We start from the raw sequence: 23,492 nt of genomic DNA on the forward strand, positions 1-23,492 counted from the left end.
CGGAGAAGGTACGCGGGGTACTACCCAACGCGGACGCCGAAATCGGCTTCGTCGCCGGACGAATCGTCGAACACGAACTCGCCAAACGCGCCCACGCCCGCGCCACCTGGCTCGACATCTGGCACCGCATCGAAGCAGCCGAACACGCAGTCAGCTAACCGACCACACGTACCCGTCCGGCCGCACCAGCACCCGCTTCCCGGGCGCCCCCTCGTACGCCGCGTACGCATGCCCGCCCGCGTCCACGAATTCCCCCGTCGCCCCCTGCGGCAGGATCCGGTACGCGGGATGCTCCGTCCCGAGCGGTCCGTCGCCGAAGACCAGTTCTGTCGCATGTGGACCCTGGAACAGCTCGAACAGCCGCACGCTCTTGCCGTTCGCGGCCACGAGCGGCGCGTCCGGGGCCCGGTCTCCCGGCCGCAACGCTCCCACTCCAACCGGCGACAGCGGGCCGCCCCGGTAGGTCAGGTCGAGTTGCTGTGTCTCCGGCCCGCGTTCGTGCGCGTCCTCGGCACCCTCCTTGTACTTCTCCAGCAACGCAGTGCTCACCCCCAGAACGCGCGCCGCGACCGCGCGTCGTTCCGCCTCGTAGCTGTCCAGCAGCGCGGGCGATCCGTCGGCGAGCTTCCAGGCCAGGTTGTACGCGTCCTGCACCCCGGTGTTCAAGCCCTGCCCGCCGGTCGGCGGGTGTACGTGCGCGGCGTCCCCGGCGAGGAACACCCGGCCCTGCCGGAATGCCGCCGCCAGCCGGATGTTCGGCCGCCACACGGTTGACCACGCCAGCTCCAGCAGCCGGATCCCGCCGCCGGACACCGCGTCCAGGTGCTCCTGCAACTCGCTCAGCGAGGTGCCCGCGTCGCCGTCGCCGAGCGGGGAGGCGAACTGGAAATACGGCGTCCCCGGGAGCGGCGTGAACGCGACGCCGGACATCGGCTCGTCCGCCTTCGCGAACCAGTACGCCGAGCCGTGGTCGAGCCCCTCCGCGGAGACGTCGCCCAGCAGCATCCGGATCGACTCGTCAGTGGTCCCCTCGAACGCGATCCCCAGCGTCTTGCGCACGAAGCTCTTCCCGCCGTCCGCGCCGACCAGGTAGTCCGCGCGCACCGTCTCCCCCGTCGACAGCTCCGCGGTGACGCCCTCCTCGTCCTGAGTGAAGCCGGTCAACGCGGTGTTCAGCTCCACCCGCACGCCGAACTCGGCCAGCCGGTCCCGGAGGATCCCCTCGGTCTGCGACTGGCCGAGGAACCAGGCGGTCGGATACGGCACCGCGGGCGTCGGCTCGACCGGCTCGGCCATTCGCCGCACCATCGTGAACTCCCCGTCGAGGTACACGCGCATCTCGTGCGGCGGCGCACCCGCGGCGAGCACCGCGTCCAGCACGCCCAGATCCTCGAAGACCTCCATCGTGCGCGGCTGCAGCCCGTCGCCGCGCGAGCCGACGAAGTACTGCTCCGCCTTGTCCACCACCCGCACGCCGACCCCGCGCCGCGCCAGCTCGATCGCCAGCGTGAGCCCGGTCGGGCCCGCCCCCGCCACCAGCACCGTCATGTCCTTCTCCCGTCTGACTGAATTATGATTCACTGAATTTAGATTCAGCATGCCCGCTGATAGCGTTCGCGTCAAGGGAGGTGCCGGATGACAGCGACGAGCCGCCGGGACAAAGCCGCCGAAACGGAAACGGCGCTCAAGGACGCGGCCAAGCGCGTGTTCGCGGCCAAGGGCTACCTGAACACGAAGATCACCGACATCACCCGGGAAGCCGGCCGCGCCGCGGGGTCGTTCTACAACCACTTCGCGGGCAAGGAAGAACTGCTGATCGCGCTGCTGGCCGACCTGGCCGAGGACAGCGACCAGCAGGCCATGGCCGAGGACCATCTGTCCGATTTCAGCGATCCCGCCGCGGTCCGCTGGCACGTGCGGCAGTACTGGGACTTCTACCGCGCCAACGCGCCCACGATGCTCGCGCTGCGCCAGGCGGCGATGGTGAACGAGGACTTCGCCGCCGCGTACGCGAACTTCGGCGCCACCCAGGCCTCGGACGTCGAGAGCCACCTCGAGCACGTCACCGCGGCCGGCTTGCGGCTCCCGGCGAACACTCAGCTCACCATCGCGATGATGTACCAGCTGATCGACAACTTCGCGCAGATGTGGCTGGTCACGCCGCCGCCAGCAGGGTGGAACCAGCCCTCCGACGAGGAAGCGATCGAGGCGCTCACCCGGTTCGTCTACCGCGGCTTCACCGGCCGCGACTACTGACAGCCGGTCACCTTTCCGGCCCCCGCCCCGTCAGGGAAGTGGGACCGGAAAGGAGCAGCCATGCAAACCGGACTTCTCGTCGCCACCTTCGTCTGCGTCGCGATCAACGCCTTCGAGGTCGTGGCCAAAGCCGTCCGAGCGCGGTTCGTGGTGCAGAACTCGACCGAGGTCGGCGTCGGCCCGCGATGGATCCCCTACCTGGCGATCCTGGAAGGCGCGGGCGTCGCCGGGCTGGTGGCCGGCCTGCTCGGCTGGCCCCGCCTAGGGCTGGCTGCGGCGATCGGGCTGACGCTGTTCTTCGTCGGCGCGGTCGGAGCGCACATCCGCGCGAAGGTGTTCCACAACATCGCGTTCCCGGCGGTCTTCCTCGCGCTGGCGGTCGCGGCGACCGGGTATTTCACGGGGTCAGTCGCCTGACCCCGTGCTCTCAACCCTGCGCCAGCCGTTCCGCGGCCGCCTCGATGCGCTCGTCCGTTGACGTCAGCGCGACCCGCACGTGTTCCTTGCCCGCGGGCCCGTAGAAGGTGCCCGGCGCGACCAGGATGCCGCGCTCGGCGAGCCATTCCACCGTGGCCTGCGCGGATTCCCCGCGCGTGGCCCAGAGATACAGCCCGGCCTCGGAATAAGTGATCTCGAAGCCGTTGTCCTGCAACGCCTTCCGCAGCACGACCCGCCGGGCGCGATAGCGTTCGCGTTGCCCGGCAAGGGCTTCGTCGTCGGAAAGCGCGGCCACCATCGCCTGCTGCACCGGGCGCGGCACGATCATGCCGGCGTGCTTGCGCACCTCCAGCAGGGTCTTCACCAGCTTCGGGTCGCCCGTCACGAATCCGGCGCGATAGCTCGCGAGGTTCGCCGACTTGGACAGCGAGTGCACCGCGAGCAGGCCGTCCGTCTGTCCACCGTGGACGGACGGATGCAGCACCGACAGCGGTTCCGCCTCCCAGCCGAGCGAGAGGTAGCACTCGTCGGACACCACGACGGTGCCGCGTTCGCGCGCCCATTCGACCACCTTGCGCAGGTGGTCGACGCCGAGCACGCGGCCGGTCGGGTTCGACGGCGAGTTCAGCCAGATCATCGCCGGGCGGCGCGGGCCGAGCTGGGTCAGCCCGTCCGCGCGCACCACCTCGGCGCCCGCGAGCAGCGCACCGACCTCGTACGTCGGATACGCCAGCTCCGGGATGACCACCACGTCGCCCGGCCCGAAGCCGAGCAGCCGCGGCAGCCAGGCCACGGCCTCTTTCGAACCGATCGTCGGCAGCACCGCGTCCGGTTCGACGCCGGTGATCCCGTACCGCCGCTCCAGCGCCGCGACGGCCGTTTCCCGCAGCTCAGGCGTGCCGTGCGTCGCCGGATAGCCGGGGATCTCCGACACCGACGCGAGCGCGGCGCGGATCGAGTCCGGCACCGGGTCGACGGGCGTGCCGACGGACAGGTCGACGATGCCCCCGGGATGCGCCTGCGCGCGGGCCTTGACCTCGGCGAGCGAATCCCAGGGGAAGTCGGGCAGCCGGGTCATTCGCCCTGCGGGGGCAGAGCCTTGATGAACCCCGGGTCGTGCGCGGTCTTGCCGACCTTGGAGGCGCCGCCGGGCGAGCCCAGCTCGTTGAAGAAGTCGACGTTCGCCTTGGTGTAGTCGGACCAGTTGTCCGGGACGTCGTCCTCGTAGTAAATGGCCTCGACCGGGCAGACCGGCTCGCAGGCGCCGCAGTCGACGCACTCGTCCGGGTGGATGTACAACATCCGCTCGCCCTCGTAGATGCAGTCCACGGGGCACTCGTCGATACACGCCTTGTCGAGCACGTCGACGCAGGGCTCGGCGATCACGTAGGTCACTGCGTACTCCTGGCTTCTCCTGCTGGGCCGGTCGGTGCGGACATTACGCGCTTCCCTGGCCCCCGGTGGTGGTTAGGCGACCCTTATCCCACCCCTGGAAAGGGGGCGGATCCGAGCCGCTCAGCGGTCCCGGCGGCGCGGTTTCGGCGCGTTCCGGGCATCGCCGGTAATGGTGAACGCGGGTCCGGCGGGCTTGCCGTCCTCGCGTTTCTCCTCGAGAGTCCGCTTGAACCCGTCGGCGATCTCGTCGACAAGCTCATCGTTGTGCCGGTCGTCCTTGCGCGCGTAACTCATGGGGTTCTCCTGCGGAACGGGACAGCTCTCTCCGTCACAATCTAACCGTGAACTCCCGGGAAAAGCTCGAAATCGTGTGTGCGAAAGCGTGGCAGGCGGTGGTCGAGGAGCCGCTCGGAGAATGGACTCTGCGCTGGGCGGACGGCTTCACCGGGCGCGCGAACAGCACACTCGCGGTCGGCGACCCCGGCTGCCCGGTCCCGGACGCGCTCGCGGCCGTATGTGACTTCGCCCACGCTCGCGGCATTCCGCCCGCGGTTCAGGTGCTGGAAGACAGCGAACTGGAGCGCGCGGTGGCCGCCGCGGGCTGGCGCGAGCAGGTCGAGCACGCCGCCGGGTACCGGGTGTCGGTGCTCACCGGTCCGCTGCCGTCCGGTCCTTCGCCCGACGCTGAGGTCCTCGACCAGGCGACGCCGGAATGGTGGGAATTGGCCGAGAACACCACCGAGCCGGGTTCCGCCCAGCGGCACGTCGTGACCACCGGAAAGGTCGGTTACGGCGTCGTGCTGGCCGACGGGGTCACCGCCGGGGCGGTGCGCGGGGCCGTCGTCGACGACTGGCTCCACGTCGCCCGTCTCGCGGTCGCTCCGGAGTTTCGCCGCCGCGGTCTGGCCACCACGGTGCTGCACGCGCTCGCCGACTGGGGCCGCGCGCACGGCGCCGACAAGTGGGTCCTGCAAGTGGCGGTGGGCAACGCCGGCGCGCTCGCGTTGTATTCCGCGCTGGGCTGTTCGGAGCACCACAGGTACCGGTACTGGGGCCCGGCGCCGCGGACGTGCGAGGATCGCCAGTCGTGAAGATCGTCGTACTGGTAGGCGGGGTGGGCGGCGCCCGCTTCCTGCTCGGGGTCAAAACCGCACTCGGACTTCCCGCGATCGGCGCGGGCGAGTCCCCGCACGAGATCACCGCGCTGGTGAACACCGGCGACGACGTGTGGATGCACGGCCTGCGCATCTGCCCGGATCTCGACACCTGCATGTACACCCTCGGCGGCGGCATCGACACCGAACGCGGCTGGGGCCACGCGGGCGAGACCTGGACGGTGAAGGAGGAACTCGCCGCCTACGGCGCGGAGCCGACCTGGTTCGGGCTCGGCGACAAGGACATCGCGACCCACCTCATCCGGTCGCGGATGCTGCGCGCGGGCTATCCGCTGTCCCAGGTCACCGAGGCGCTGTGCGATCGCTGGCAGCCCGGCGTGCGCCTGCTGCCGATGTCGGACGACCGGGTCGAAACGCACGTCGTGATCGACGATCCGGACCAGCCGGAGCAGCAGAAGGCCGTGCACTTCCAGGAGTGGTGGGTGCGTTACCGGGCCGGCGTGCCCGCACATTCGATCGTGGCGGTCGGCAATGACGAGGCGAAGCCCGGTCCGGGGGTGCTCGAAGCGCTGGCCGAGGCGGACGTCGTGCTGTTCGCGCCGTCGAACCCGGTCGTGTCGGTCGGCACGACGCTCGGGGTGCCCGGCGTGCGCGACGCACTGCGGAAAACTCGCGCCAAGGTCGTCGGGGTGTCGCCGATCATCGGCGGGAAAGCGTTGCGCGGCATGGCCGACGCGTGCCTCACCGCGATCGGCGTGGAGACCTCCGCGGAGGCGGTCGGCCGCCACTACGGAGCGCGTTCGGAAGGCGGCGTGCTCGACGGCTGGCTCGTCGCGCCGGAGGATCACGAGGTCACGGTGCCCGGCGTGGACGTGCGCGCGGTGCCGCTGCTGATGTCCGATGTGGACGCGACGGCGGACATGGTCCGCGCGGCGCTCGACGTGGCTGGAGTCTCCAGTGTCTGATGCAACACAGCTTGACCACGCTTCCCAGAAGATCGAGATCCTGCCGGTTCCCGGGCTGCCGGAGTTCCGTCCCGGCGACGACCTGACCGGCGCGATCGTGTCCGCCGCGCCGTGGCTGCGGTCCGGCGACGTGGTCGTGGTGACCAGCAAGGCGTTCTCGAAGATCGAGGGCCGCTTGGTGCGCGTGCCGAGCGACCCCGAGGCGCGCGACGCGGCCCGGCGGAAGCTGATCGAGGAAGAATCGGTGCGGGTGGTCGCCCGGATCGCGCGCACGCTGATCACCGAGAACAACCTGGGCATCGTGCAGGCGGCGTCCGGGATCGACGCGTCGAACGTGCGCGGCGACGAGGTGGCGTTGCTGCCCGCGGACCCGGACGCGTCCGCGTTGGCTCTGCGCAACGGTTTGCGCGAGCGGCTGGGCGTCGAGGTGGCCGTGGTCGTCACCGACACGATGGGCCGGGCCTGGCGAGTCGGCCAGACCGACGCCGCGATCGGCGCGTCCGGTCTGCGCGTGCTGCACGGGTACGCCGGACAGGTCGATTCGCAGGGAAACGAGCTGGCCGTTACGGAAATCGCGATCGCGGACGAGATCGCCGCCGCGGCGGACCTGGTGAAGGGCAAGCTCGGCGGGTTGCCGGTCGCGGTCGTGCGCGGCCTGCAGATCCACGACGACGGATCCACCGCGCGGGACCTGATCCGCCCGGGCGAAACCGACCTCTTTCGCTTGGGCACCAACGAATCCATCGCGCAGGGCCGCCGGGAAGCGGTACCGCACCGGCGTTCCGTCCGGCACTTCAGCGACGAGCCGGTCGACCCCGAAGCCATGCGTCGCGCGGTCGCGTCCGCGCTCACCGCGCCCGCGCCGCACCACACTCACCCCGTGCGGTTCATCTGGCTGCGCGACGAAGGCCTGCGCCGCAAACTCCTCGACGCGATGCGTGCGTCCTGGGAAGCCGACCTGACCAGCGACGGCTTCACGCCCGAGCAGATCGCGAAACGCCTTTCCCGCGGCGACATTCTTTATCGTGCACCGGAACTGGTCATCCCGTTCCTGCTGCCCGAAGGCGCGCACACTTACCGCGACGACCGGCGAAACCGCCACGAGCGCACCATGTTCACCGTCGCCGCCGGCGCCGCCGTGCAGGGCCTGCTGGTCGCGCTGGCCGCCGAAGACCTCGGCTCGTGCTGGATCGGCTCGACCATTTTCGCCGCCGACCTGGTCCGGTCCACTTTGGACCTGACCGACCAGTGGCACCCGCTCGGCGCGGTCGCCATCGGGCACCCGGCCGAACCCGCTCCCCCGCGCGGACCGCTTTCCACCGGCGATTGGCTGATCGAACGATGACCCTGCACGAATCCGCGGTCGCCGCGCTGACCGAATGGAAGCCCTCCGAACCGGCACAAGAGTCGCTGCGGCAAGCGTTTCTCGGTTTCCTGGCGTCGCGTTCGGACACTTGCCAGCGCTCCTGCGAAGCTGGGCACCTGACCGCGTCCGCGGTGGTCCTCGACTCGACCAGCACGCAGGTCCTGCTGACCCTGCACCCGCGCGTCGGCCGCTGGCTGCAACTCGGCGGGCATTGCGAACCGTCCGACGCGTCGCTGGCCGAAGCCGCGCTGCGCGAGGCGACCGAGGAATCCGGCATGAGCGGCCTGGTGATCGGGGAAACGCCGGTGCACCTGGACGTCCACCCGATCACCTGCTCGCTTGGCGTCCCGACCCGGCATTTCGACGTCCGGTACGTCGTGCACGCCCCGCCCGGCGCGGAACCCGTGCGCAGCGAGGAATCCGACGACCTGCGCTGGTGGCCGGTCGACGCGCTGCCCGCGGGTTCGGAAGATCTGGCCGAATTGATCGCCGCCGCCCGTTAACCTGGACGCATGGACCTGGCGCGACCGCACCTGCACCCGGGCGACACCGGCGCGGCCATCAGCGGATGGGCGGTGCTGATCGGCTTCGCGGTAGCGTTCGCGCTGCTGGCGCTGGGCATTGTGGTCAGCATCCGACGGAAACGGCGGCAACGATGAGCATCAGCTACGACCCGGCCTCGGCTGTCCCGCCGTTCGAACAGGTCCGGACCTCGCTGGCGAACCAGATCAACGACGGCACCCTGGCGGTCGGCACCAAACTCCCGACGGTGCGCGGGTTGGCCGCGGAACTGGGCATCGCGCCGAACACCGTCGCGCGTGCGTACCGGGAACTCGAGGAAGCCGGTCTGCTGGAAACCCGAGGCAGAGCAGGCACTTTCGTCGGCGCGACCGGCGACGAGACGCTGTCCCGAGCCCAAGCCGCGGCGGCCACGTACGCCGAGGTGATCCGGGGGTTGGGCTTGTCGGCCGAACAAGGCGTGGCAATCGCGGCGGCGGCCCTGCGCTGATCACGGCGAGGAATTAGCATCTGGTTTTGTCCTTGCCCGACCCGATGGGAACCTCATGCTGAAATTCGTCCTGCCGGTCGTGCTGATCCTGCTGCTGATCCTCATCCTGGTCTTGAAATTCGCGGTGGGACGGCCTAAGCGGCCGCCGCAGGCCGGTCCGGGGCAGTACCCGGGACAGCAGGGGCCCGGTGCTCCGTATGGTCAGCAGCCGCAGGGCCAGTACCCGCCGCAGCCTGGTCCTCCGCAGCAGTACCCGCCGCAGCAATATCCGCCGCAGAATCCGCAGGGCTGACCCGCTTCGTCCTGCGGCAAAGCCTTGACCAGGGGAGGGTCTTCATGGCTGTACAACCGTGGCATCTCATCATCCTGCTGCTGATAGCAGGCGTGGTATTCGCGATCGTGCGCGCTTCGGCCAAAAAGAAGCAAGGCCCGCCGCCGGGCTACTTCCCGCCGCAGCAGGGCTATCCGCCGCCCGGCCAGGGCTATCCCCCGCCGGGACCGCAGCAGGGCTACCCCGTCCAGAACTACCCCGGCTACCCGCAGCCCGGCCCGCAGTATCCGCCGCAGCCCGGTGTCCCGCCGCAGAACCCGCAGTATCCGTACCCGCCGCAAGGCCCCGGTCAGTAGACCGCGGCACGCCGGTCAGGCTCTCACATCGCGCGGTAATCCCGCAGCTCAATCCGCGGCCCGAACCGCGGCCGCCGAGCCCCTGCCGCTCCCAGATACCGGATCGCCCGCTGCCGCTGCGGTGCGTACGGCGCGAGCACCTGCGCCATCTCCTCGTCGTCGATCTCCCGCCCGAGCAGCGTGTGCCCGACCACGGCCGGGATGTTGTAGTCGCCGAAGCTGACCGCGTCCGGGTCACCCCACGCGCGCTGGGCGATCTCCGCCGCCGTCCACACGCCGATGCCCCGCACCTTCCGCAGCCACGCACGTCCCTCAACCCCGCGCAGCTGCACCGCTTCTTCGAGCCGCGGAGCGACCCGGGCCGCCTCGATCAAGGCCGAGCGGCGCTTCACATCCACCCCGATCTTGTGCCAGTTCCAGTCCACAATGGACCGAATGGCGACCGGGTCCGGCGGCACCCGCAGGAAGTCCGGGCCGGGGCCGGGGGCGCGCGTGCCGAACCACCGGCACAGCTCCGCCCACGACCGGATCGCTTCCTTGCCGCTCACCTTCTGCTCGAGGATCGCCAGCACCAGCGCGTCCCACACCCGTCCGGTCGAGCCGAGTCGCAGCCCAGGCGTGTCGCGGCGGGCGGCGGCGATCACGTCGTGGTGCGCGACGAATCCGGTGTCGTCATCGTCCGCGCCGAGCAGCGCGGGCACGCCGGCGAGCAGGAAATCCGCGCCCTCGCCCCAAGCCTCGGCCTCGACGACGCCGTCCGGCCGGTGCAGCAGCGCGAGCGTTCCCTTGCCGCCGGGCGTGTTCGCGGCCAGCCACCAGACGCCGCGGTCGCGCCGGAAGTTCAGCGACCCGCGCCCACGGCTCAGCGGACCCAGCACCTGCGCCAGATCCACCGGAAACCCCGGACGCCACTCCATCACGCGTCGCTCGAAAACCGGATGCCGCCGTCCGGCACCGAAACGCCGGGCCAGATCCGCACGCCGTCGAGCAGTTCGCAGCGAGCCCCCACCGACGCGCCGTCGCCGAGCACCACACCGCGCAGCACCGCGCCCTCGCCGACCTGCGCTCCGCGGCCCAGCACCGAATTCTCGACAATCGCGTCCGGGCCGATCACCGCGTCGTCGAACACGACCGAACCGGACACCGTCGCGCCCTTCCCGACGACAGCCCGCGCACCGACCGTCGTGCCGTCGGTGAGCTTCGCTCCGGTAAAGACAGAAGCCCCGTCCAGCGCCAGAAAATCGCCGGTCGGCCCGGCCAGCGCGGAAGTCGGCGCGACGCCGCGGACCAGATCGGCGCTGCCGCGGACGAACGCCTCGGGAGTGCCGACGTCGAGCCAGTACGAAGAATCAACAAATCCGTGCAGATGCGCGCCATTTTCGAGGAGCCCGGGGAACGTCTCGCGTTCGACCGACACCCGCCGCCCGGCCGGGATGGTCTCGATCACCGGACGGCGGAAGACGTAGCAGCCGGCGTTGATCTGGTCGGTCGGCGGATTCGGCGTCTTCTCCAGGAAGGCGGTGACCCGGCCGTCGGAGTCGGTCGGCACCGAACCGAAGCGGCTCGGGTCCGGGACGCGCTGGAGGTGCAGGGTCACGTCCGCGCCGGAGTCGAGGTGGGTGCGCAGCTGGGCGTGCAGGTCGGCACCGGAGAGGATGTCGCCGTTGAAGACGATCGCGTGGTCGGCGCGCAGCCGGTCGTAGACGTTGCGGATGGCACCCCCGGTGTCGAGCGGCTCCTCCTCCACCACGTACTCGATCTCCAGCCCGTGCGCGGACCCGTCGCCGAAGTACTCCTCGAACACCTCGGCCCGGTACGACGTGCCGAGCACCACATGCCGGATCCCGGCCGCGCGGATGCGGGAGAACAGGTGGCTCAGATAGGGCGTGCCCGCCGTCGGCAGCATCGGCTTCGGCGCGGACAGCGTGAGCGGGCGCAGCCGCGTGCCCTGGCCGCCGACCAGTACGACGGCGTCGACCTCGACCTCGGACGTCACAGAAATCTCCTTTGTATCACGCACCGCTGAGCGACAAGCCGCGGGAAACGTGGGCGGCGCGGGCCCCGAGGGCCTACCCTAGACAGGAAACAGGCGGGCCTTTCCCTAGAGGCCCCGGGTCAGTCGGGAGGCCGAGGGGAATGGACCCCCGCGATCGCGCGGACGCATTGCTCGCACGCGCACGATCCCGCGGCGCCTTCGTGGTGACGCCGGACAACATGACGTCTCCGATGGATTCCTCCAGCACTCAGCAGATCTCCGCCGCGGTGGTCTCCGGGCTGGATCCCGACACGACGACGCAGCTGCCCGCGTCGCTGATCGAAGAGAACGACCATCCGCTGGCAGCGGGCACGCGCACCCAGCCGTCGCCGCATCCGCTGGCCCAGCCGACGCCGACGCGGCCGCTGGAAATCCCCGGCGCGCAGAGCACCGCTCCGCAGCCGACGGTGCCGAGCCCGGCCGCTCCGCAGACCACGACGCCGCTGGTCCCGCGCCCGCAGGCGAAGCCGGTGGCGAGCCCGCTGAAGGATCCGGCCGAGGAGGAAATGACCGGCCTGGTCCCCACGATCAAGCAGAACAGCGGGCGGTCCAACCTGTCCCGGCGGCTCGACGGGCTGTGATCCTCGCGGGGTCTCCCCGGCCCGGGTTGCCCGGGGAGACTTCCCGCGCGGGAGGTCGCGTCTCCCGCGAGCGATCTTTACGACCGCAAAGTGTTGCGGTGGCTGAGCATCTGGACGATCCCGGGGGCACGCCGGTTGCCCGGGCGTCCTTTGCGGACCGTCAGCCCTTGCGGGTCTCCAGCTTCACCCGCAGCGCCAGCCCGAGCTTCACCGCGGCCAGCACCGCCTTCCACAGCAGCCCCTGGTGCCGGTCGGCGAGGTAGCGGTAGGCGCTCGCGTGGTGGGCGCGCAGCATCTTCGCCGACGCGCGCGCGGTCGAATGGCCGCCGATGTGCATCACGCTCGACGACGGCGCGTAGACGTTCTGCCAGCCCGCCTTCGCGAGCCGGTCGCCGAGGTCGACGTCCTCGAAGTACATGAAGTAGCGGGTGTCGAAGCCGCCGACGGAGTCGAACGCCTCGCGCCGGAAGAGCTGGCAGGAGCCGGACAGCCAGCCGGACGTGCGCTCGACCGGCGCGGCGTTCTCCTGGCGGTATTCGCGAGTCCACGGGTTGCCCGGCCAGACCTTGCCGAACACCGCGTGCCCGATCCCGCGCCCGAACGACGGCAGCAGCCGCGCGGACGGGTAGACGGTCCCGTCGAGGTCGTGGATCAGCGGCCCGAACGCGGCCCCGCGCGGCCAGCGCCCGGCGACCTCGATCAGTGCGTCGAGCGAGCCCGGCTCCCATTCGAGGTCCGGGTTGACCACGACGACCCAGCCGTAGCTGTCGTCGAGCGCCGCGACGCCGCGGTTGGCGGCCGTTCCGTAGCCGACGTTCTCGCCGATGCTGACGAGCGTCACGTTCTCGCGCTCGGCGGCCTTCTCCGGAGCGCCGTCGGTGGACGCGTTGTCGGCGACCACGACGTGCACCTCGCGGTCCGTCGCCTTGTCGAGCGTGTCGAGGAACTTCTCGAGCGTTTCGCCGGGGAAGTAGGTCACGGTCACGACGCCGACGCGGTCACCATACGTGCGCTGCTCAGTCACGGCGCCATTGTCCACTGCTCACGGACGGCTACGTCAGCCCACCGACCCGGTCACCCGCAGTGATTCCCCGGACCGCCTTTCAGCTCCGCCAGTTCGTCGTCGATCAGCAGGCCCGGGTCGAATTTCATCCCGGTGAAGTGGCCGGCCAGTTCGAGCGACAGGACCCCGTGCAGCCGGGTCCAGAAGGACAGCGCGCGCCGCACCGCGCCGGTGCCGGCGGTGTCGCTGTCCACCCACTCGCGATGGGTTTCGAGGTGCACGTGGAACGTCGTCGCCGACTCCGGTCCGCCCAGTGCCGCGTTCGCCTCGATCAGGACTTCCATGACCTCGTTGGAGATCGCCGTCGTGTCCGGCGGCGCGTGGTAGCCGGGCACCGGCGTGCCGTAGATGAGGAAGTAGCGCTGCGGATCGGCCTTGGCCCAGTCCCGGATGACGTGCGCCAGTGCCAGCAGGTCCGCCCCGGAATCCGCCGCCGCGCGGACGGTGTCGGCGAGGCTCCGGAACGCGTCCCGGATCAGCGCGGTGATCAACTCGTCCCGGCCGCGGTAGTACCGGTACAACGCGGGCACGGTCATGCCCATCTGCTTGGCGATCGCGGTCAGCGACAGCGCGGGCAGCCCTGCCTCGGCTATCTGCTGCCGCGCGTGCTGCTTGATCTCCTCGCGCACCTGTTCGCGGTAGCGCTCCCGTGGTGCCTGTTCGGCCATCGGCTGTTCCCCTTCGTTCCTCTCCGCTCAGTGTAGTTAAGCCCCTTCACTCCCGCTATTGACGTTCACGGTCACGAACTTGTACGGTCTTAACTGAAGTTAAGTCTATTAACTATCACTAACGGAGTTCACCATGTCGAACCTCAAGCCGCGCCTGCGCGTCGCACTGCTGGCTCTTCCGATCGCCGCCGGACTGCTCGGCGCCGCGCCCGCCGAAGCCGCCACCCCGCACCCGAGTTCCCTGACTTGCCAAGGAAAAGGCATCGACCCGACCGCCCAGCTCCACCACCGCGCGGAGACCTTCATCAACGCCCCGCTGAGCACCGTGTGGCGGCTGCACACCAGCGTCGAAAGCTGGCCGCGCTGGCAAAAGCCGGTCACGAGCATGAAGCGCCTCGACCCCGGCCGCCTGCACCCTGGTTCACGGTTCCGCTGGACCACGCCCGCTCCGCCCACGCCGTCGACCCCGGCCACCACACTGGTCATCACGTCGACCGTCCACCAGGTCAAACCCGGCCAGTGCATCCGCTGGTCCGGCCCGGCGATCGGCCAGGGCCTGCGGATCGACAAGGGCACGCACGTCTGGAACTTCGTCCCGGTGCGCGGCGGAGTCCTCGTCCGCACCGAAGAAAGCTGGACCGGCCAGCAGATCGAGGCCGACCCGGCCACCGCGATCAAGTACCTGGCCCCGGGGCTGGACCTCTGGCTGGCCGATCTGAAGACCGCCGCCGAAGCTCACTGTCACCGCTGAACCCGTACCCGCGAAGGAGAATCGTCATGCCCGCGTCCCGTGCCTCGCTGCCTGTCCTGATCACCGCCTGGTCCGTCCCTGCTCTCGTCCTCGGGCAGTTCGCGTTGCTCTCCGGCATTCCGTTGATCGCGCTTCTCGTCTCCAGCCTGCGCAATTCCCAGCCGCGCGCGCTGCGCTGGTGGTCCGCCGGATTGGCCGCGGTCTATCTCGGAGTGCTCGCACTTTGGGCGTTAAGTCCGGAAAGCGCGCCGAGTTTGTCTAAATCGATGAATCCGGCGGTCACGGCATTCTTCGTCGCGAGCGGAGTCGCGGTCGCCATCGCCCACCACGTCCGCAAACGCCCCGGTGCCGTTAACTGAAACTGGTAACCTCGAAACCACCAGCCGTAAAGAGGGGGCCGATGAAAACCGTCGCCATCGAGGAGCACTGGACCACCTCCGGCATCGACCGGATGCTGCGCACCGAATCCGGCGACCCGAGCATCGCGCACAACGACCGCGGCGATCTCGCCGAGCGCCTGCTCGACATCGGCGACCAGCGCGTCGCGTGGATGGACGAGGCGGGCATCGACGTCCAGCTCCTCTCGATCGCGCCGCCGGGAACGCACGGATGCCCGGCCCCGCAGGGCATCGAGCTGAGCCGCGAGGCGAACGACCTGGTCAGCGAGGCCGTCGCGAAGCATCCCGACCGCTTCCGCGCCATGACGACGCTGCCGATGTCCGATCCGGACGCAGCACTCGCCGAACTGCAGCGGACCGCGAAGGATCCGGCGCACGTCGGGATCATGTCGTACGGCCGCAGCGGCGACCGCCCGCTCGACGATCCCGCGTACGACGAACTGCTCGGCGCGGCCGCCGCGCTCGGCAGGCCGGTTTTCGTCCACCCGCAGATCCCGGTGGAGTCCGTCCGCCAGGCTTCCTACAGCGGTTTCGGCCCGGAACTCGACCTCGGACTGGCCACGTACGGCCTCGGCTGGCACTACGAGGCCGGGCTCGCCGTCATCCGGCTGATCCTGCGCGGAACCTTCGACCGCCACCCGGATCTCCAAGTCGTCCTCGGCCACTGGGGCGAGGTGGTCCTGTTCGCACTGGACCGCATCGACAGCCTGTCGCACACGGCCACGCATCTCGAACGTCGCGTCTCCGAGTATTTCCGCACCAACATTCACCTGGCGACCAGCGGAATGCTCGTCCCGCGAATGCTGCGCAATGCTCTCGAATACACCGGCACCGATCGGATCTTGCTTTCCGGCGATTATCCATTCCACCGGGTCCAATCCACAGCTGTCGCGGAATTCCTGCAGAATTTACCCGACGAGGAAGACCGGGAAAAGATCGCGCACGCCAACGCGGAAGCCCTTTACGGTCTCCGTTAACGATTGCGCAAATGCTGATGCCAGGCTTTTCCGTAAGCCTCGCGGTGCCGATCCGCCGTTGTCGTCCACGAGAATTCCTTGGCGCGCCGCTGCGCCGCGGAAGCGAGTACTGAGCGACGCGACGGATCGGCCAGCAATTCCGTCAACGCCGCGGCGACATCGCCCGCACCGACACCGCAGTACGCGACCGCGTCGCCGCCGACTTCCGGCAGGGAGAGGCGGCGCGTGGTCAGCACCGCGGCACCGCAGGCCATCGCTTCGAGCACCGGAAGCCCGAATCCTTCGCCGAGGCTCGGGTACGCCACGAGCTCCGCACCGCCGAGGAATCCGGCGAGCGTCCCGAACGGCAGATACCCCGCGCGAATCACCCGAAGCCGGTGCGGCACCGCGTCCAGCGCGCGCTCCACCTGGGTGTCCCAGCCAGGCTGCCCGGCGAGCACGAGCGCCGGCGCGTCCCGCTGCCCGGCGACCGCGCGGGCGTAACCGCGGATCAGCGCGGGCACGTTTTTCCGCGGTTCGAGCGCCCCGAGGAACGCGATGTACGGCGTCGCACCGAGCCCGACCGCCTTCCGCGCCGCCGCGATCTCCTCCGGGGACGGCGGGTGGAAGCGTTCGCTGTCGACGCCGTGATGGATGATCTCCAACTCCGCGTGCCGCACCGGGCTCACTCGCGCCAGCTCTACCGCTGTCGCGTGACTGGGAACTACGCAGAGTGTCGCCCGCCGCAGCGCGGTGGCGGTCCACGCACGGAAGAACCGGGCCTTGACCGACGAGTGCAGGACCGCGTCGGTGAAGAACGTCGCGTCATGCAGCGTGACTACCGAAGCGGCCCCGCTGGCGAGCGGCATCGTGTAGTGCGGAGAGTGCACGACGTCGGCAGCGAGCCGCCGCACGAGCCGGGGCAAGGTGGCTTGCTCCCAGGTCAGCCGGGCAGTGCGCGTGGAGGTCGCGGGCGACGCGGCGACGATCCGGGAACCAGGCGCGAGCTGACTGTAAAGCGGCAGGTCACGAGGCTGGCAGACCACCGTCAGCCGGGCCCCGTCCTGATCGAGCGCACCAACGAGCGAGTCCACGTATCGGCCGACCCCACCCCGATCCGCGGGCACCGCGGTCGCGTCGATCAGCACACGGGGATCACCGGTCACGAGTGCAGCGTACGGCGATCACCCACTGCACAGGTCAGGAACCGGCAAACTGCCGCCGACTCCAGGCGCCACCACCCTCGCCCACCTGCACTCACCCGTCCGGGTTCACTCGACCGTGTTAGGCCGGTGGCAGCCTGACGACTGCCGACACCGCAGCGCCCCGCGAACACCTGCGCCTGCTCCCTGCCGAGCTTCGACAGCCCCGCCGCTTCGCCGCCCCTCGGCAGCCGCGGCACTGCCAGCCCGGCCGCCCCGGTTCGACCAGCACCGGAACCTTCGCGAGCGCCGACCGCCTCCCGAACCCCTGAGCCCGGCCGCCAGAGGCCAGCCCTGGCCGCCGGTGCAGCCGCCAAATCCCGACAGCCGACTCCGCTAACGAGCGCGCGGTCAGTCCGGCCGCCGATGCCCAGCCGCTACCCGAACCCGACCGCAGCCTGCCCGATCTGCCCGGCCCGCCAAACCGCCAATGCCCGACCGCAACCCTGAGCCCAACCGCCGACCCGCCCCACCCGCCCGGCCGCCGATGCCCAACCCGCCAAGCCGCCGCTATAGCCGCCATTGCCCAGCCGCAACCCGAACCGGCCGCCGGTGCAGCCGCCAAAGCCCCAACCGCAACCCGCCCACCAAAGCCCCCACAGCAGCCCGACAGCAGCCCGCCCGCCGACGCAACCGCAGTCGCCGCCCCCGCTACAAACCAGCCGCCCGCCGCCGCAGTCGCCAAAGCCCAATTGCCGACCCGCCGCAAGCCCGCCAGCCGTCAGCCAGCCCGCCCCCGACGCAGCCGCCAAAGCCCACTCACGGCCGACCGCAGCCAGCCCGCCGCAGCCGCACTCGCCACCCCGCTACAAAGCAGCCGTCAGCTAACCCGCCGATGAGCCGCCCACACTGCCTCAGCAGCCGCTCGCCAAGTGAACGTCCGGGCCCGCTCGCGCCCCAGTTTCGAAAGCTCCGCCGCCTTGTCCGGCGACAGCAGCACCTCTTTCAGCGCCCAAGCCAGCGCGTCCACGTCCCCGCGCGGCACCACCAGTCCCGCGCCGCCGGAGACCTCTACCAGGGCCGGGACGTCCGTGTGCACCACCGGGACCCCGATCGCCATCGCTTCCAGCAGCGGCAGTCCGAAGCCTTCGGCGAGGCTCGGCATCGCCAGCACGCTCGCGCCGCGCATCGCGGTCGCCAACTGGGCGTCGGTCACCTTCCCCAGGACCCGCACCGATTTCAGGCCGCGGTCGGCCGCCAGTCGCACCGGGTCGATGCCGCCCCAGCCGGGCTGGCCGGCGAGCACCAGGCCGACGTCGCCGACCTCGTCCGTGCCGTCGAGTTGCGCCACCGCGTCGACCAGCACGTCCATGCCCTTGCGCGGTTCGATCGTCCCGACCGCCAGCACGTACCGCGACGGCAGATCGAGCTGAGCGGACCCCTCCGGCACGGTCACCCCGTGCGGCACGACCCGCACCGGGACGTCCACGTCCAGCAGCACCGCCAGCTCGTCGGCGACCGCCCGGGTCGGCACGATCAGCCCGGACGACCGCCGCGCCGCCCGCGCGATCATCGACCGGTGCCAGCTGACGCCGCGTGCGGTCAGGGTCTCCGGATGCGTCCACGGCACCGTGTCATGCACGGTGACGGTCAGCGTTCGCCCAGCCGGGGCACGGGGCGGCGCGAACGGGGTCGGCGCGTGCACCGCGTCACCGCCCGGCCACCAGCGCAGGCCCAGTTGCCACAGCGCGACCAGCGCCCTCGGCGGCAGCGGCAGCACGCGCGGTCCCTCGACCCCCTCGACCTGCGCCGCGGAGACGTCCGCGTGCCGCGCGACCACGCTGGACACGGTCCAGCCGGGCGGCGCGGTGCGGGCGAGCGCGGGCAGCAGTTCGGCGGTGTACCGGCCGGTGCCACCCGGAACGGGGGCGAGCAGTTGCTCGGCGATCACGACCAGTTCGGGCACGCCGCTATTCTCTCCCAGGTGACCAGCGCGGAATCCGGCACCACCGTCGTCGTGGTGACCTGGCGTGGGGAAGCCCACCTCGCCGCGTGCCTCGACGCGCTCGCCGCCCAGGACCGTCCACATCGGACACTCGTGGTGGACAACGCCTCAACCGACGGCACCGCAACGATTCTGGCCGAGCACCCGAGCCGTCCGGAGGTCCTCCGGCTGCGTCGCAACACCGGTTACGCCGGTGCGATGGCCCACGCGCTCGACCGCATCGGCACCCCTCGCGTCGCCTGGCTCAACGACGACGCCGCCCCTGAACCGGACTGGCTCGCCAACCTCGAAGACACCCTCGACAGCCAGCCGCTCGCCGCCGCCGTCACGTCCCGGCTCGAACTGACCGACGGCAGCACCCAGTCGACCGGCGTCCGGCTCACCGCCGACGGCCACGGTGCCGACCTCACCGAGCCCAGCGACGAGGTCTTCGGCTTCTGCGGCGGCGCCGCGCTGCTGCGCACCGACGCCGTGCGTGCGGTCGGCGGCGTCCCGGCGAGCTTCTTCTGTTACTACGAGGACACCGACACCGCGTGGCGGCTGCGGCTGGCCGGATGGCACGTCGTCGCTGCGCCGAAAGCGCGGGTCCAGCACCTGCACGGAGCCAGCACGAAGCCCGGTTCACCGCAATTTCACCGCTGGAACGAACGCAACCGCCTGCTCATGCTGCTGCGCTGCGCCCCTACGAAAGTCGCGATCCGGGAATTGGCCCGCTTCGCCGCGATCACCGCGCTGCTTCCGCTGCGCCGGCGCCGTCCGGACGCGGCGAACTTCGACCCCGCGCTGCGGCTGCGGGTACTGGCGGAGATCGTCTTCCGGCTCCCCCGCACGCTGCGGGAACGCGGTCGCGTCAGCCGGATCTCGGCGCTGGGCCGAGGCGCGATCTGGGATGCCTGGGCTGGCCTTTAAGCTGGGCGGAAATTCGACGGAGGAGCTCGTCTTGGCAGTGGGGGACCCGCAACCGCTCGTCTCGGTGATCGTGGTGAATTACCGCGGCGCCGACGACACCATCACCTGCCTGCGGGCGCTGCGAACCGACCTGGATTACGCGAATGTCGAGCTGATCTGCGTCGACAACGCTTCCGGCGGCGACGACGCGGCCCGCATCCGCGCCGAGGTGCCCGACGTGCGGCTCATCGAATCGCCGGTCAACACCGGGTTCGCCGGCGGCTGCAATCTGGGCGCGAAGCACGCGAACGGCACCGTCCTCGGCTTCCTCAACAACGACGCCCGCCCCGCTCCGGCGTGGGTCTCCGCGGCCGTCGCCGAACTGCGCGCGCAGCCGACCGTCGCCGCGGTGGCGAGCAAGGTCCTCGACTGGGACGGCACCGGCACCGACTTCGTGGACGCGGGTCTGACTTGGTTCGGCATGGGCTACAAGCGCCACGCAGGCAGCCCGATCGCGGACGTGCCCGAGGCCGAGCACGACGTCGCCAAGGACGTCCTCTTCGGCACCGGCTCGGCGCTGTTCGTGCGCGCATCGGTGTTCGCCGAACTCGGCGGTTTCGACGAGCGCTTCTTCATGTTCTACGAGGATGTCGACCTCGGCTGGCGGCTCAACCTGCGCGGCTGGCGCGTCCGCTACGTGCCGGAATCGCTCACCTACCACCGCCACCACGGCACCATGGCAGCCGTCGACGCGCCCGACACCGGCCGCGAGACGTTCCTGCTGGAACGCAACGCACTGGCCGCGCTGTACAAGAACCTCTCCGACGAATCCCTGGCTCGCGCTCTTCCCGCGGCCCTCGCGCTGGCCGTCCGCCGGGCGACCGCACGCGGCGGCATCAACCCGGACCAGCTTGATCTGGAAAAGGGCGTCGGCCCCGTCGACACCTCGGAGGTCGCGGTCCCACGCACCACGCTCGCCGGAGTACTGGCAGTGGACCGATTCGTGGAGATGATGCCGTCGCTGGCGGAGTCCCGCGCAGTCGAGCAGGCCGCGCGCGTGCGTACCGACGCGGACCTGCTTCCGTTGCTGCGCAAGGCACTTGAGCCCGCGTACCCGCTGCCGGATTACCTTCGCGCACACGAAATCCTCGTCGAAGCGTTCGGCATCAAGGACGTGTTCGGCCAGCGCCGCAAGATCCTCGTGCTGACCGGCGATTCGATCACCGAGCGCATGGCCGGCCCGGCGATCCGGGCGTGGAACATCGCCTCGACGCTGTCCGCCGAGCACGACGTGCACCTCATGACCACCAACCCGCTGGTCTCGCCCCCGCCGGCGGCCTTCCAGGTCAGCTCGGGCAAGCACCGCGACCTCGACGGCCCGATCGAATGGGCGGACGTCGTGATCCTTCAGGGGCACGTGCTGGAGCTGGCGCCGTCGCTGAAGAAGCAGCACGAGCACAAGATCGTGGTCGCCGACGTGTACGACCCGATGCACCTGGAGCTGCTGGAACAGGGCAAGGACGCTCCCGACGACCAGCGCGCGCTCGACCTGGCCGGCGTCACCCGCGTCCTCGACGCCCAGCTCGAACGCGCCGATTTCTTCCTCTGCGCCTCCGAACGCCAGCGCCACTTCTGGCTGGGCCACCTCGCCGCGCTCGGCCGCCTGTCCCCGCGCCTCTACGACGCCGACCCGACCACCCAGTCCCTGCTCGCCGTCGTCCCGTTCGGGCTCTCCCCGCAAGCCCCGACGCGCACCGGCCCGGGTCTGCGTTCCGCTCTCGGCATCGGCGAATCCGACCGGGTCGTTTTGTGGGCAGGCGGCGTCTACAGCTGGTTCGACCCGCTGACCCTGATCCGCGCCTTCGGCCTCCTCCGCCACCGCCGCGACGACGCCCGTCTGGTGTTCCTCGGCATGAAGCACCCGAACCCCGAGGTCGCCGAAATGGACATCGGCGCGCGGACCGTGCGGTTGGCGGATTCGCTGGGCCTCACGGACAAGAACGTTTTCTTCAACGAACAATGGGTCCCGTATTCGGACCGCCAGAACTGGCTTCTCGACGCCGATTGCGGTGTCACCACGCATTACGAACACGTCGAGACGACTTTCGCTTTCCGCACCCGGGTTCTCGACTACCTGTGGGCCGGTTTGCCGATCGTGACGACCGACGGTGACGCATTCGCCGACCTCGTCCGCGCGGAGGGTCTCGGCGTCGTCGTCCCCGCCGAAGACGCGGGCGCGTTGGCAGACGCTCTGGAAAAGTCGTTGTACGACCGGGAATTCGCCGACGCGTGCGTCGAACGGATCCGAGTAGTCGCGCAGCGCTACGCCTGGCCGGAAGCGCTGAAACCCCTGGTGGAGTTCTGCCGCAACCCGCGCCCCGCCGCGGACCGGTTGCCCGGCGGCGCCGACCTCACCGTCAGCGACCCGGTACGCGGCACCGCGATGGTGCGGCGCGATTTGGCTCTGATGCGGGAATATCTCGCCGCTGGCGGCCCAGGCGAACTGGCGAAGCGAGCAGCAGGACGGGTCACGAAGGTAGCACGGGAGCGGTTGCGCCGTGGCTGACCGTCCGCTGCGCGTCCTGCTAGACGGCACCCCTCTGCTCGGTTCCCGGACGGGCATTGGCCGGTACACCGCCGCGTTGAGCGAAGAACTCGCTTCAATGTCCGAAGTGGACCTTCGTGCAGTCGCGTTCACTCTGCGGGGCTGGCGGAAACTGCGGCATGTCTTGCCACACGGCGTTCAGGCACGCGGAATGCCAGTCTCCGCAAGGCTGCTGCGAGCCACCTGGCTGCGCACCCAGCTACCCCCCGTCGAACTTTTCGCCGGACCAACCGATGTAGTCCACGGCACGAACTTCGTCCTCCCCGGCCGCCTCCGTGCCGCCGCGGTACTGACCATCCACGACCTGGCTTTCATCGACGCCCCCCAGGAACTCGCCCACTCCGACCGAACCCTCCCAGAATTGGTCCGACGCGGCGCCCACCGAGCGAATGTCATCTGCACCCCCACCGAGGCCGTCGCGGATTCCGTCGCGGAGAAACTCGATGTCGATCGATCGAAGATCATCGCCACCCCGCTAGGCGTGAACCCAGCCTGGTTCACCGCCCGCCCGCCGGATGACGGAGTGCGAGCGAAGCTGCGGTTGCCAGAGAAGTATTTGCTGTTCGCCGGCGCCGCCGGACCACGCAAGGGTCTCGACTGGCTAGCCGCCGCCCACGCCGCCGCCCCAGACCTGCCACCGCTGGTTTTCGCTGGCCCCGGCCCATTCCCCAGGTTGCCGAGGTCAGGACAGACCGGCTATCTGTCCGATGTGGACCTCCGCACGGTCGTGGCTGGCGCCGCAGCATTGGTTCTCCCGTCGAGGGATGAAGGCTTCGGCTTGCCGGTCCTGGAAGCAATGGCTTCAGATGTCCCCGTCGTCTGCACCGACATCCCGGCTCTACGCGAGGTAGCAGGAGACTGCGCAACCCTAGTCCCGTACGACGACGTAGACGGCCTCGCAGAAGCCTTGCGCCAAGCCGTAACAGACCCCCACGGCCTAGCCACCTCCACCGCCCGCAGAACCCACGCGGCAAGCTTCACCTGGCACAACACCGCACTACGCACGCTAAACGCATATCGTCAGGCAACCGAAGCGTAAACGGTTTAAAACCGCAGCATCAACGCATAACAGGGGCACCACCCAGACCCCCGCATCCCCGATCCCCGCCAAGCACGCGGTCTGAGGTGCTTGTCAAGGTACTCTTTCCAGCCTTGACAAGCACCTCAGACCGTAGTGACAATTAAAGGATCGGGGTGGGGGGCCACAAGCCGAAAGGCCCGGCGAAGCC

Annotated in this window: 27 protein-coding genes; 17 read left to right on the forward strand and 10 right to left on the reverse strand. The window is 70.0% G+C overall.

What is annotated here, in order from left to right; genetic code table 11:
• Positions 1 to 150: 150 nt before the first annotated feature.
• Positions 151 to 1,548 (reverse strand): FAD-dependent monooxygenase, encoded by a 1,398-nt coding sequence (locus FKO37_RS44900; protein WP_238608527.1) that lies wholly within the window; start codon positions 1,546 to 1,548, stop codon positions 151 to 153.
• Positions 1,549 to 1,635: 87 nt separating this feature from the next.
• Here FKO37_RS44900 and FKO37_RS44905 point away from each other — a divergent pair, with 87 nt between their 5' ends.
• On the forward strand, positions 1,636 to 2,256 hold the full coding sequence (locus tag FKO37_RS44905) for a TetR/AcrR family transcriptional regulator (protein ID WP_037815954.1): 621 nt from the start codon (positions 1,636 to 1,638) through the stop codon (positions 2,254 to 2,256).
• A 60-nt stretch (positions 2,257 to 2,316) separates the two neighbouring features.
• Positions 2,317 to 2,673 carry a DoxX family protein gene (locus FKO37_RS44910; RefSeq protein WP_134668822.1) on the forward strand — a complete coding sequence of 119 codons (357 nt, stop codon included), beginning with the start codon at positions 2,317 to 2,319 and terminating at the stop codon, positions 2,671 to 2,673.
• Positions 2,674 to 2,683: 10 nt separating this feature from the next.
• Here the strand turns inward: FKO37_RS44910 and dapC are convergent, their stop codons facing one another.
• The 3 genes from dapC to FKO37_RS44925 form a co-directional block, all read right to left on the reverse strand.
• Positions 2,684 to 3,772 carry a succinyldiaminopimelate transaminase gene (gene dapC, locus FKO37_RS44915; RefSeq protein ID WP_238608528.1) on the reverse strand — a complete coding sequence of 363 codons (1,089 nt, stop codon included), beginning with the start codon at positions 3,770 to 3,772 and terminating at the stop codon, positions 2,684 to 2,686.
• The gene (gene fdxA / locus FKO37_RS44920) at positions 3,769 to 4,089 is read right to left on the reverse strand and encodes a ferredoxin (RefSeq protein WP_009072848.1); all 321 of its coding nucleotides are present in this window, start codon (positions 4,087 to 4,089) and stop codon (positions 3,769 to 3,771) included. Before fdxA ends, dapC begins: the two co-directional genes overlap by 4 nt.
• A gap of 120 nt (positions 4,090 to 4,209) precedes the next feature.
• Entirely contained in the window at positions 4,210 to 4,383 is a 174-nt protein-coding gene (locus tag FKO37_RS44925; RefSeq protein WP_093575832.1) for a hypothetical protein, read from the reverse strand.
• Between the two features lie 47 nt (positions 4,384 to 4,430).
• Between FKO37_RS44925 and FKO37_RS44930 the strand changes: the two genes are divergently transcribed.
• From FKO37_RS44930 to FKO37_RS44965, 8 genes are read left to right on the forward strand one after another with little or no spacing between them, the layout of a single operon-like run.
• Entirely contained in the window at positions 4,431 to 5,180 is a 750-nt protein-coding gene (locus FKO37_RS44930) for an N-acetyltransferase (protein ID WP_037815958.1), read from the forward strand.
• Positions 5,177 to 6,169, forward strand: coding sequence for a 2-phospho-L-lactate transferase (gene cofD / locus FKO37_RS44935; protein ID WP_043831954.1), 993 nt, complete (start codon positions 5,177 to 5,179; stop codon positions 6,167 to 6,169). The genes FKO37_RS44930 and cofD overlap by 4 nt, the downstream gene beginning before the upstream one ends.
• Positions 6,105 to 7,514 carry a coenzyme F420-0:L-glutamate ligase gene (locus tag FKO37_RS44940; RefSeq protein ID WP_235146710.1) on the forward strand — a complete coding sequence of 470 codons (1,410 nt, stop codon included), beginning with the start codon at positions 6,105 to 6,107 and terminating at the stop codon, positions 7,512 to 7,514. The genes cofD and FKO37_RS44940 overlap by 65 nt, the downstream gene beginning before the upstream one ends.
• A complete protein-coding gene (locus FKO37_RS44945; RefSeq protein ID WP_238608529.1) occupies positions 7,511 to 8,038 on the forward strand; it encodes an NUDIX hydrolase in 528 nt (175 codons plus the stop codon). The genes FKO37_RS44940 and FKO37_RS44945 overlap by 4 nt, the downstream gene beginning before the upstream one ends.
• Positions 8,039 to 8,047: 9 nt before the next feature.
• Positions 8,048 to 8,194 carry an LPXTG cell wall anchor domain-containing protein gene (locus FKO37_RS44950; protein WP_238608530.1) on the forward strand — a complete coding sequence of 49 codons (147 nt, stop codon included), beginning with the start codon at positions 8,048 to 8,050 and terminating at the stop codon, positions 8,192 to 8,194.
• Complete coding sequence (locus FKO37_RS44955; RefSeq protein WP_037815963.1) at positions 8,191 to 8,544, forward strand: GntR family transcriptional regulator; 354 nt, start codon at positions 8,191 to 8,193, stop codon at positions 8,542 to 8,544. The genes FKO37_RS44950 and FKO37_RS44955 overlap by 4 nt, the downstream gene beginning before the upstream one ends.
• Before the next feature lie 55 nt (positions 8,545 to 8,599).
• Positions 8,600 to 8,836: a hypothetical protein gene (locus FKO37_RS44960; protein WP_238608531.1), complete on the forward strand. Its 237-nt coding sequence runs from the start codon at positions 8,600 to 8,602 to the stop codon at positions 8,834 to 8,836.
• Between the two features lie 44 nt (positions 8,837 to 8,880).
• Complete coding sequence (locus tag FKO37_RS44965) at positions 8,881 to 9,171, forward strand: hypothetical protein (RefSeq protein ID WP_238608532.1); 291 nt, start codon at positions 8,881 to 8,883, stop codon at positions 9,169 to 9,171.
• Positions 9,172 to 9,194: 23 nt separating this feature from the next.
• Here the strand turns inward: FKO37_RS44965 and FKO37_RS44970 are convergent, their stop codons facing one another.
• Together FKO37_RS44970 and FKO37_RS44975 are read right to left on the reverse strand one after the other, a co-directional pair.
• A complete protein-coding gene (locus FKO37_RS44970; RefSeq protein ID WP_134733782.1) occupies positions 9,195 to 10,088 on the reverse strand; it encodes a DNA-3-methyladenine glycosylase in 894 nt (297 codons plus the stop codon).
• Entirely contained in the window at positions 10,088 to 11,167 is a 1,080-nt protein-coding gene (locus tag FKO37_RS44975; RefSeq protein WP_134668804.1) for a sugar phosphate nucleotidyltransferase, read from the reverse strand. Before FKO37_RS44975 ends, FKO37_RS44970 begins: the two co-directional genes overlap by 1 nt.
• A gap of 140 nt (positions 11,168 to 11,307) precedes the next feature.
• On the opposite strand from FKO37_RS44975, the gene FKO37_RS44980 reads away from it, so the two are divergent.
• Entirely contained in the window at positions 11,308 to 11,787 is a 480-nt protein-coding gene (locus FKO37_RS44980) for a hypothetical protein (RefSeq protein ID WP_238608533.1), read from the forward strand.
• A gap of 160 nt (positions 11,788 to 11,947) precedes the next feature.
• Here FKO37_RS44980 and FKO37_RS44985 read toward each other — a convergent pair whose 3' ends face one another.
• Together FKO37_RS44985 and FKO37_RS44990 are read right to left on the reverse strand one after the other, a co-directional pair.
• On the reverse strand, positions 11,948 to 12,811 hold the full coding sequence (locus FKO37_RS44985) for a glycosyltransferase family 2 protein (RefSeq protein ID WP_238608534.1): 864 nt from the start codon (positions 12,809 to 12,811) through the stop codon (positions 11,948 to 11,950).
• Positions 12,812 to 12,861: 50 nt separating this feature from the next.
• On the reverse strand, positions 12,862 to 13,518 hold the full coding sequence (locus tag FKO37_RS44990) for a TetR/AcrR family transcriptional regulator (RefSeq protein ID WP_238608535.1): 657 nt from the start codon (positions 13,516 to 13,518) through the stop codon (positions 12,862 to 12,864).
• Positions 13,519 to 13,651: 133 nt separating this feature from the next.
• Between FKO37_RS44990 and FKO37_RS44995 the strand changes: the two genes are divergently transcribed.
• Genes FKO37_RS44995 through FKO37_RS45005 form a run of 3 tightly spaced genes read left to right on the forward strand, consistent with a single transcriptional unit; the run spans position 13,652 to position 15,644 of the window.
• The gene (locus FKO37_RS44995; protein WP_238608536.1) at positions 13,652 to 14,269 is read left to right on the forward strand and encodes an SRPBCC family protein; all 618 of its coding nucleotides are present in this window, start codon (positions 13,652 to 13,654) and stop codon (positions 14,267 to 14,269) included.
• Between the two features lie 26 nt (positions 14,270 to 14,295).
• On the forward strand, positions 14,296 to 14,628 hold the full coding sequence (locus FKO37_RS45000) for a hypothetical protein (RefSeq protein WP_238608537.1): 333 nt from the start codon (positions 14,296 to 14,298) through the stop codon (positions 14,626 to 14,628).
• Positions 14,629 to 14,669: 41 nt separating this feature from the next.
• Positions 14,670 to 15,644, forward strand: coding sequence for an amidohydrolase family protein (locus FKO37_RS45005; RefSeq protein WP_238608538.1), 975 nt, complete (start codon positions 14,670 to 14,672; stop codon positions 15,642 to 15,644).
• Here FKO37_RS45005 and FKO37_RS45010 read toward each other — a convergent pair.
• Together FKO37_RS45010 and FKO37_RS45015 are read right to left on the reverse strand one after the other, a co-directional pair.
• A complete protein-coding gene (locus tag FKO37_RS45010) occupies positions 15,641 to 16,771 on the reverse strand; it encodes a glycosyltransferase family 1 protein (RefSeq protein ID WP_043831933.1) in 1,131 nt (376 codons plus the stop codon). The two genes, FKO37_RS45005 and FKO37_RS45010, sit on opposite strands and share 4 nt — an antisense overlap.
• 874 nt (positions 16,772 to 17,645) lie before the next feature.
• A complete protein-coding gene (locus FKO37_RS45015; protein WP_238608539.1) occupies positions 17,646 to 18,731 on the reverse strand; it encodes a glycosyltransferase family 1 protein in 1,086 nt (361 codons plus the stop codon).
• Positions 18,732 to 18,749: 18 nt separating this feature from the next.
• Between FKO37_RS45015 and FKO37_RS45020 the strand changes: the two genes are divergently transcribed.
• Genes FKO37_RS45020 through FKO37_RS45030 form a run of 3 tightly spaced genes read left to right on the forward strand, consistent with a single transcriptional unit; the run spans position 18,750 to position 23,302 of the window.
• Positions 18,750 to 19,679 carry a glycosyltransferase family 2 protein gene (locus tag FKO37_RS45020; RefSeq protein ID WP_134733787.1) on the forward strand — a complete coding sequence of 310 codons (930 nt, stop codon included), beginning with the start codon at positions 18,750 to 18,752 and terminating at the stop codon, positions 19,677 to 19,679.
• A gap of 31 nt (positions 19,680 to 19,710) precedes the next feature.
• Positions 19,711 to 22,224, forward strand: coding sequence for a glycosyltransferase (locus tag FKO37_RS45025; protein WP_238608540.1), 2,514 nt, complete (start codon positions 19,711 to 19,713; stop codon positions 22,222 to 22,224).
• A complete protein-coding gene (locus FKO37_RS45030) occupies positions 22,217 to 23,302 on the forward strand; it encodes a glycosyltransferase family 1 protein (RefSeq protein ID WP_134668790.1) in 1,086 nt (361 codons plus the stop codon). Before FKO37_RS45025 ends, FKO37_RS45030 begins: the two co-directional genes overlap by 8 nt.
• Positions 23,303 to 23,492 lie beyond the last annotated feature (190 nt).

The organism is Amycolatopsis sp. Poz14 (genome assembly GCF_006704225.1).
Taxonomy (GTDB): Bacteria; Actinomycetota; Actinomycetes; order Mycobacteriales; family Pseudonocardiaceae; genus Amycolatopsis; species Amycolatopsis nivea.

What these genes read in the sequence shown, in the direction of transcription:
- FKO37_RS44925 (WP_093575832.1), bottom strand. Translation starts at nt 4,383, where the DNA reads ATGAGTTACGCGCGCAAGGACGACCGGCACAACGATGAGCTTGTCGAC.
- FKO37_RS45000 (WP_238608537.1), top strand. Translation starts at nt 14,296, where the DNA reads ATGCCCGCGTCCCGTGCCTCGCTGCCTGTCCTGATCACCGCCTGGTCC.
- dapC (WP_238608528.1), bottom strand. Translation starts at nt 3,772, where the DNA reads ATGACCCGGCTGCCCGACTTCCCCTGGGATTCGCTCGCCGAGGTCAAG.
- FKO37_RS44910 (WP_134668822.1), top strand. Translation starts at nt 2,317, where the DNA reads ATGCAAACCGGACTTCTCGTCGCCACCTTCGTCTGCGTCGCGATCAAC.
- FKO37_RS44945 (WP_238608529.1), top strand. Translation starts at nt 7,511, where the DNA reads ATGACCCTGCACGAATCCGCGGTCGCCGCGCTGACCGAATGGAAGCCC.
- FKO37_RS44955 (WP_037815963.1), top strand. Translation starts at nt 8,191, where the DNA reads ATGAGCATCAGCTACGACCCGGCCTCGGCTGTCCCGCCGTTCGAACAG.
- FKO37_RS44950 (WP_238608530.1), top strand. Translation starts at nt 8,048, where the DNA reads ATGGACCTGGCGCGACCGCACCTGCACCCGGGCGACACCGGCGCGGCC.
- FKO37_RS44980 (WP_238608533.1), top strand. Translation starts at nt 11,308, where the DNA reads ATGGACCCCCGCGATCGCGCGGACGCATTGCTCGCACGCGCACGATCC.
- FKO37_RS44965 (WP_238608532.1), top strand. Translation starts at nt 8,881, where the DNA reads ATGGCTGTACAACCGTGGCATCTCATCATCCTGCTGCTGATAGCAGGC.
- FKO37_RS44940 (WP_235146710.1), top strand. Translation starts at nt 6,105, where the DNA reads ATGTGGACGCGACGGCGGACATGGTCCGCGCGGCGCTCGACGTGGCTG.
- FKO37_RS45005 (WP_238608538.1), top strand. Translation starts at nt 14,670, where the DNA reads ATGAAAACCGTCGCCATCGAGGAGCACTGGACCACCTCCGGCATCGAC.
- FKO37_RS44960 (WP_238608531.1), top strand. Translation starts at nt 8,600, where the DNA reads ATGCTGAAATTCGTCCTGCCGGTCGTGCTGATCCTGCTGCTGATCCTC.
- FKO37_RS44990 (WP_238608535.1), bottom strand. Translation starts at nt 13,518, where the DNA reads ATGGCCGAACAGGCACCACGGGAGCGCTACCGCGAACAGGTGCGCGAG.
- FKO37_RS44970 (WP_134733782.1), bottom strand. Translation starts at nt 10,088, where the DNA reads ATGGAGTGGCGTCCGGGGTTTCCGGTGGATCTGGCGCAGGTGCTGGGT.
- FKO37_RS44905 (WP_037815954.1), top strand. Translation starts at nt 1,636, where the DNA reads ATGACAGCGACGAGCCGCCGGGACAAAGCCGCCGAAACGGAAACGGCG.
- FKO37_RS44995 (WP_238608536.1), top strand. Translation starts at nt 13,652, where the DNA reads ATGTCGAACCTCAAGCCGCGCCTGCGCGTCGCACTGCTGGCTCTTCCG.
- FKO37_RS44900 (WP_238608527.1), bottom strand. Translation starts at nt 1,548, where the DNA reads ATGACGGTGCTGGTGGCGGGGGCGGGCCCGACCGGGCTCACGCTGGCG.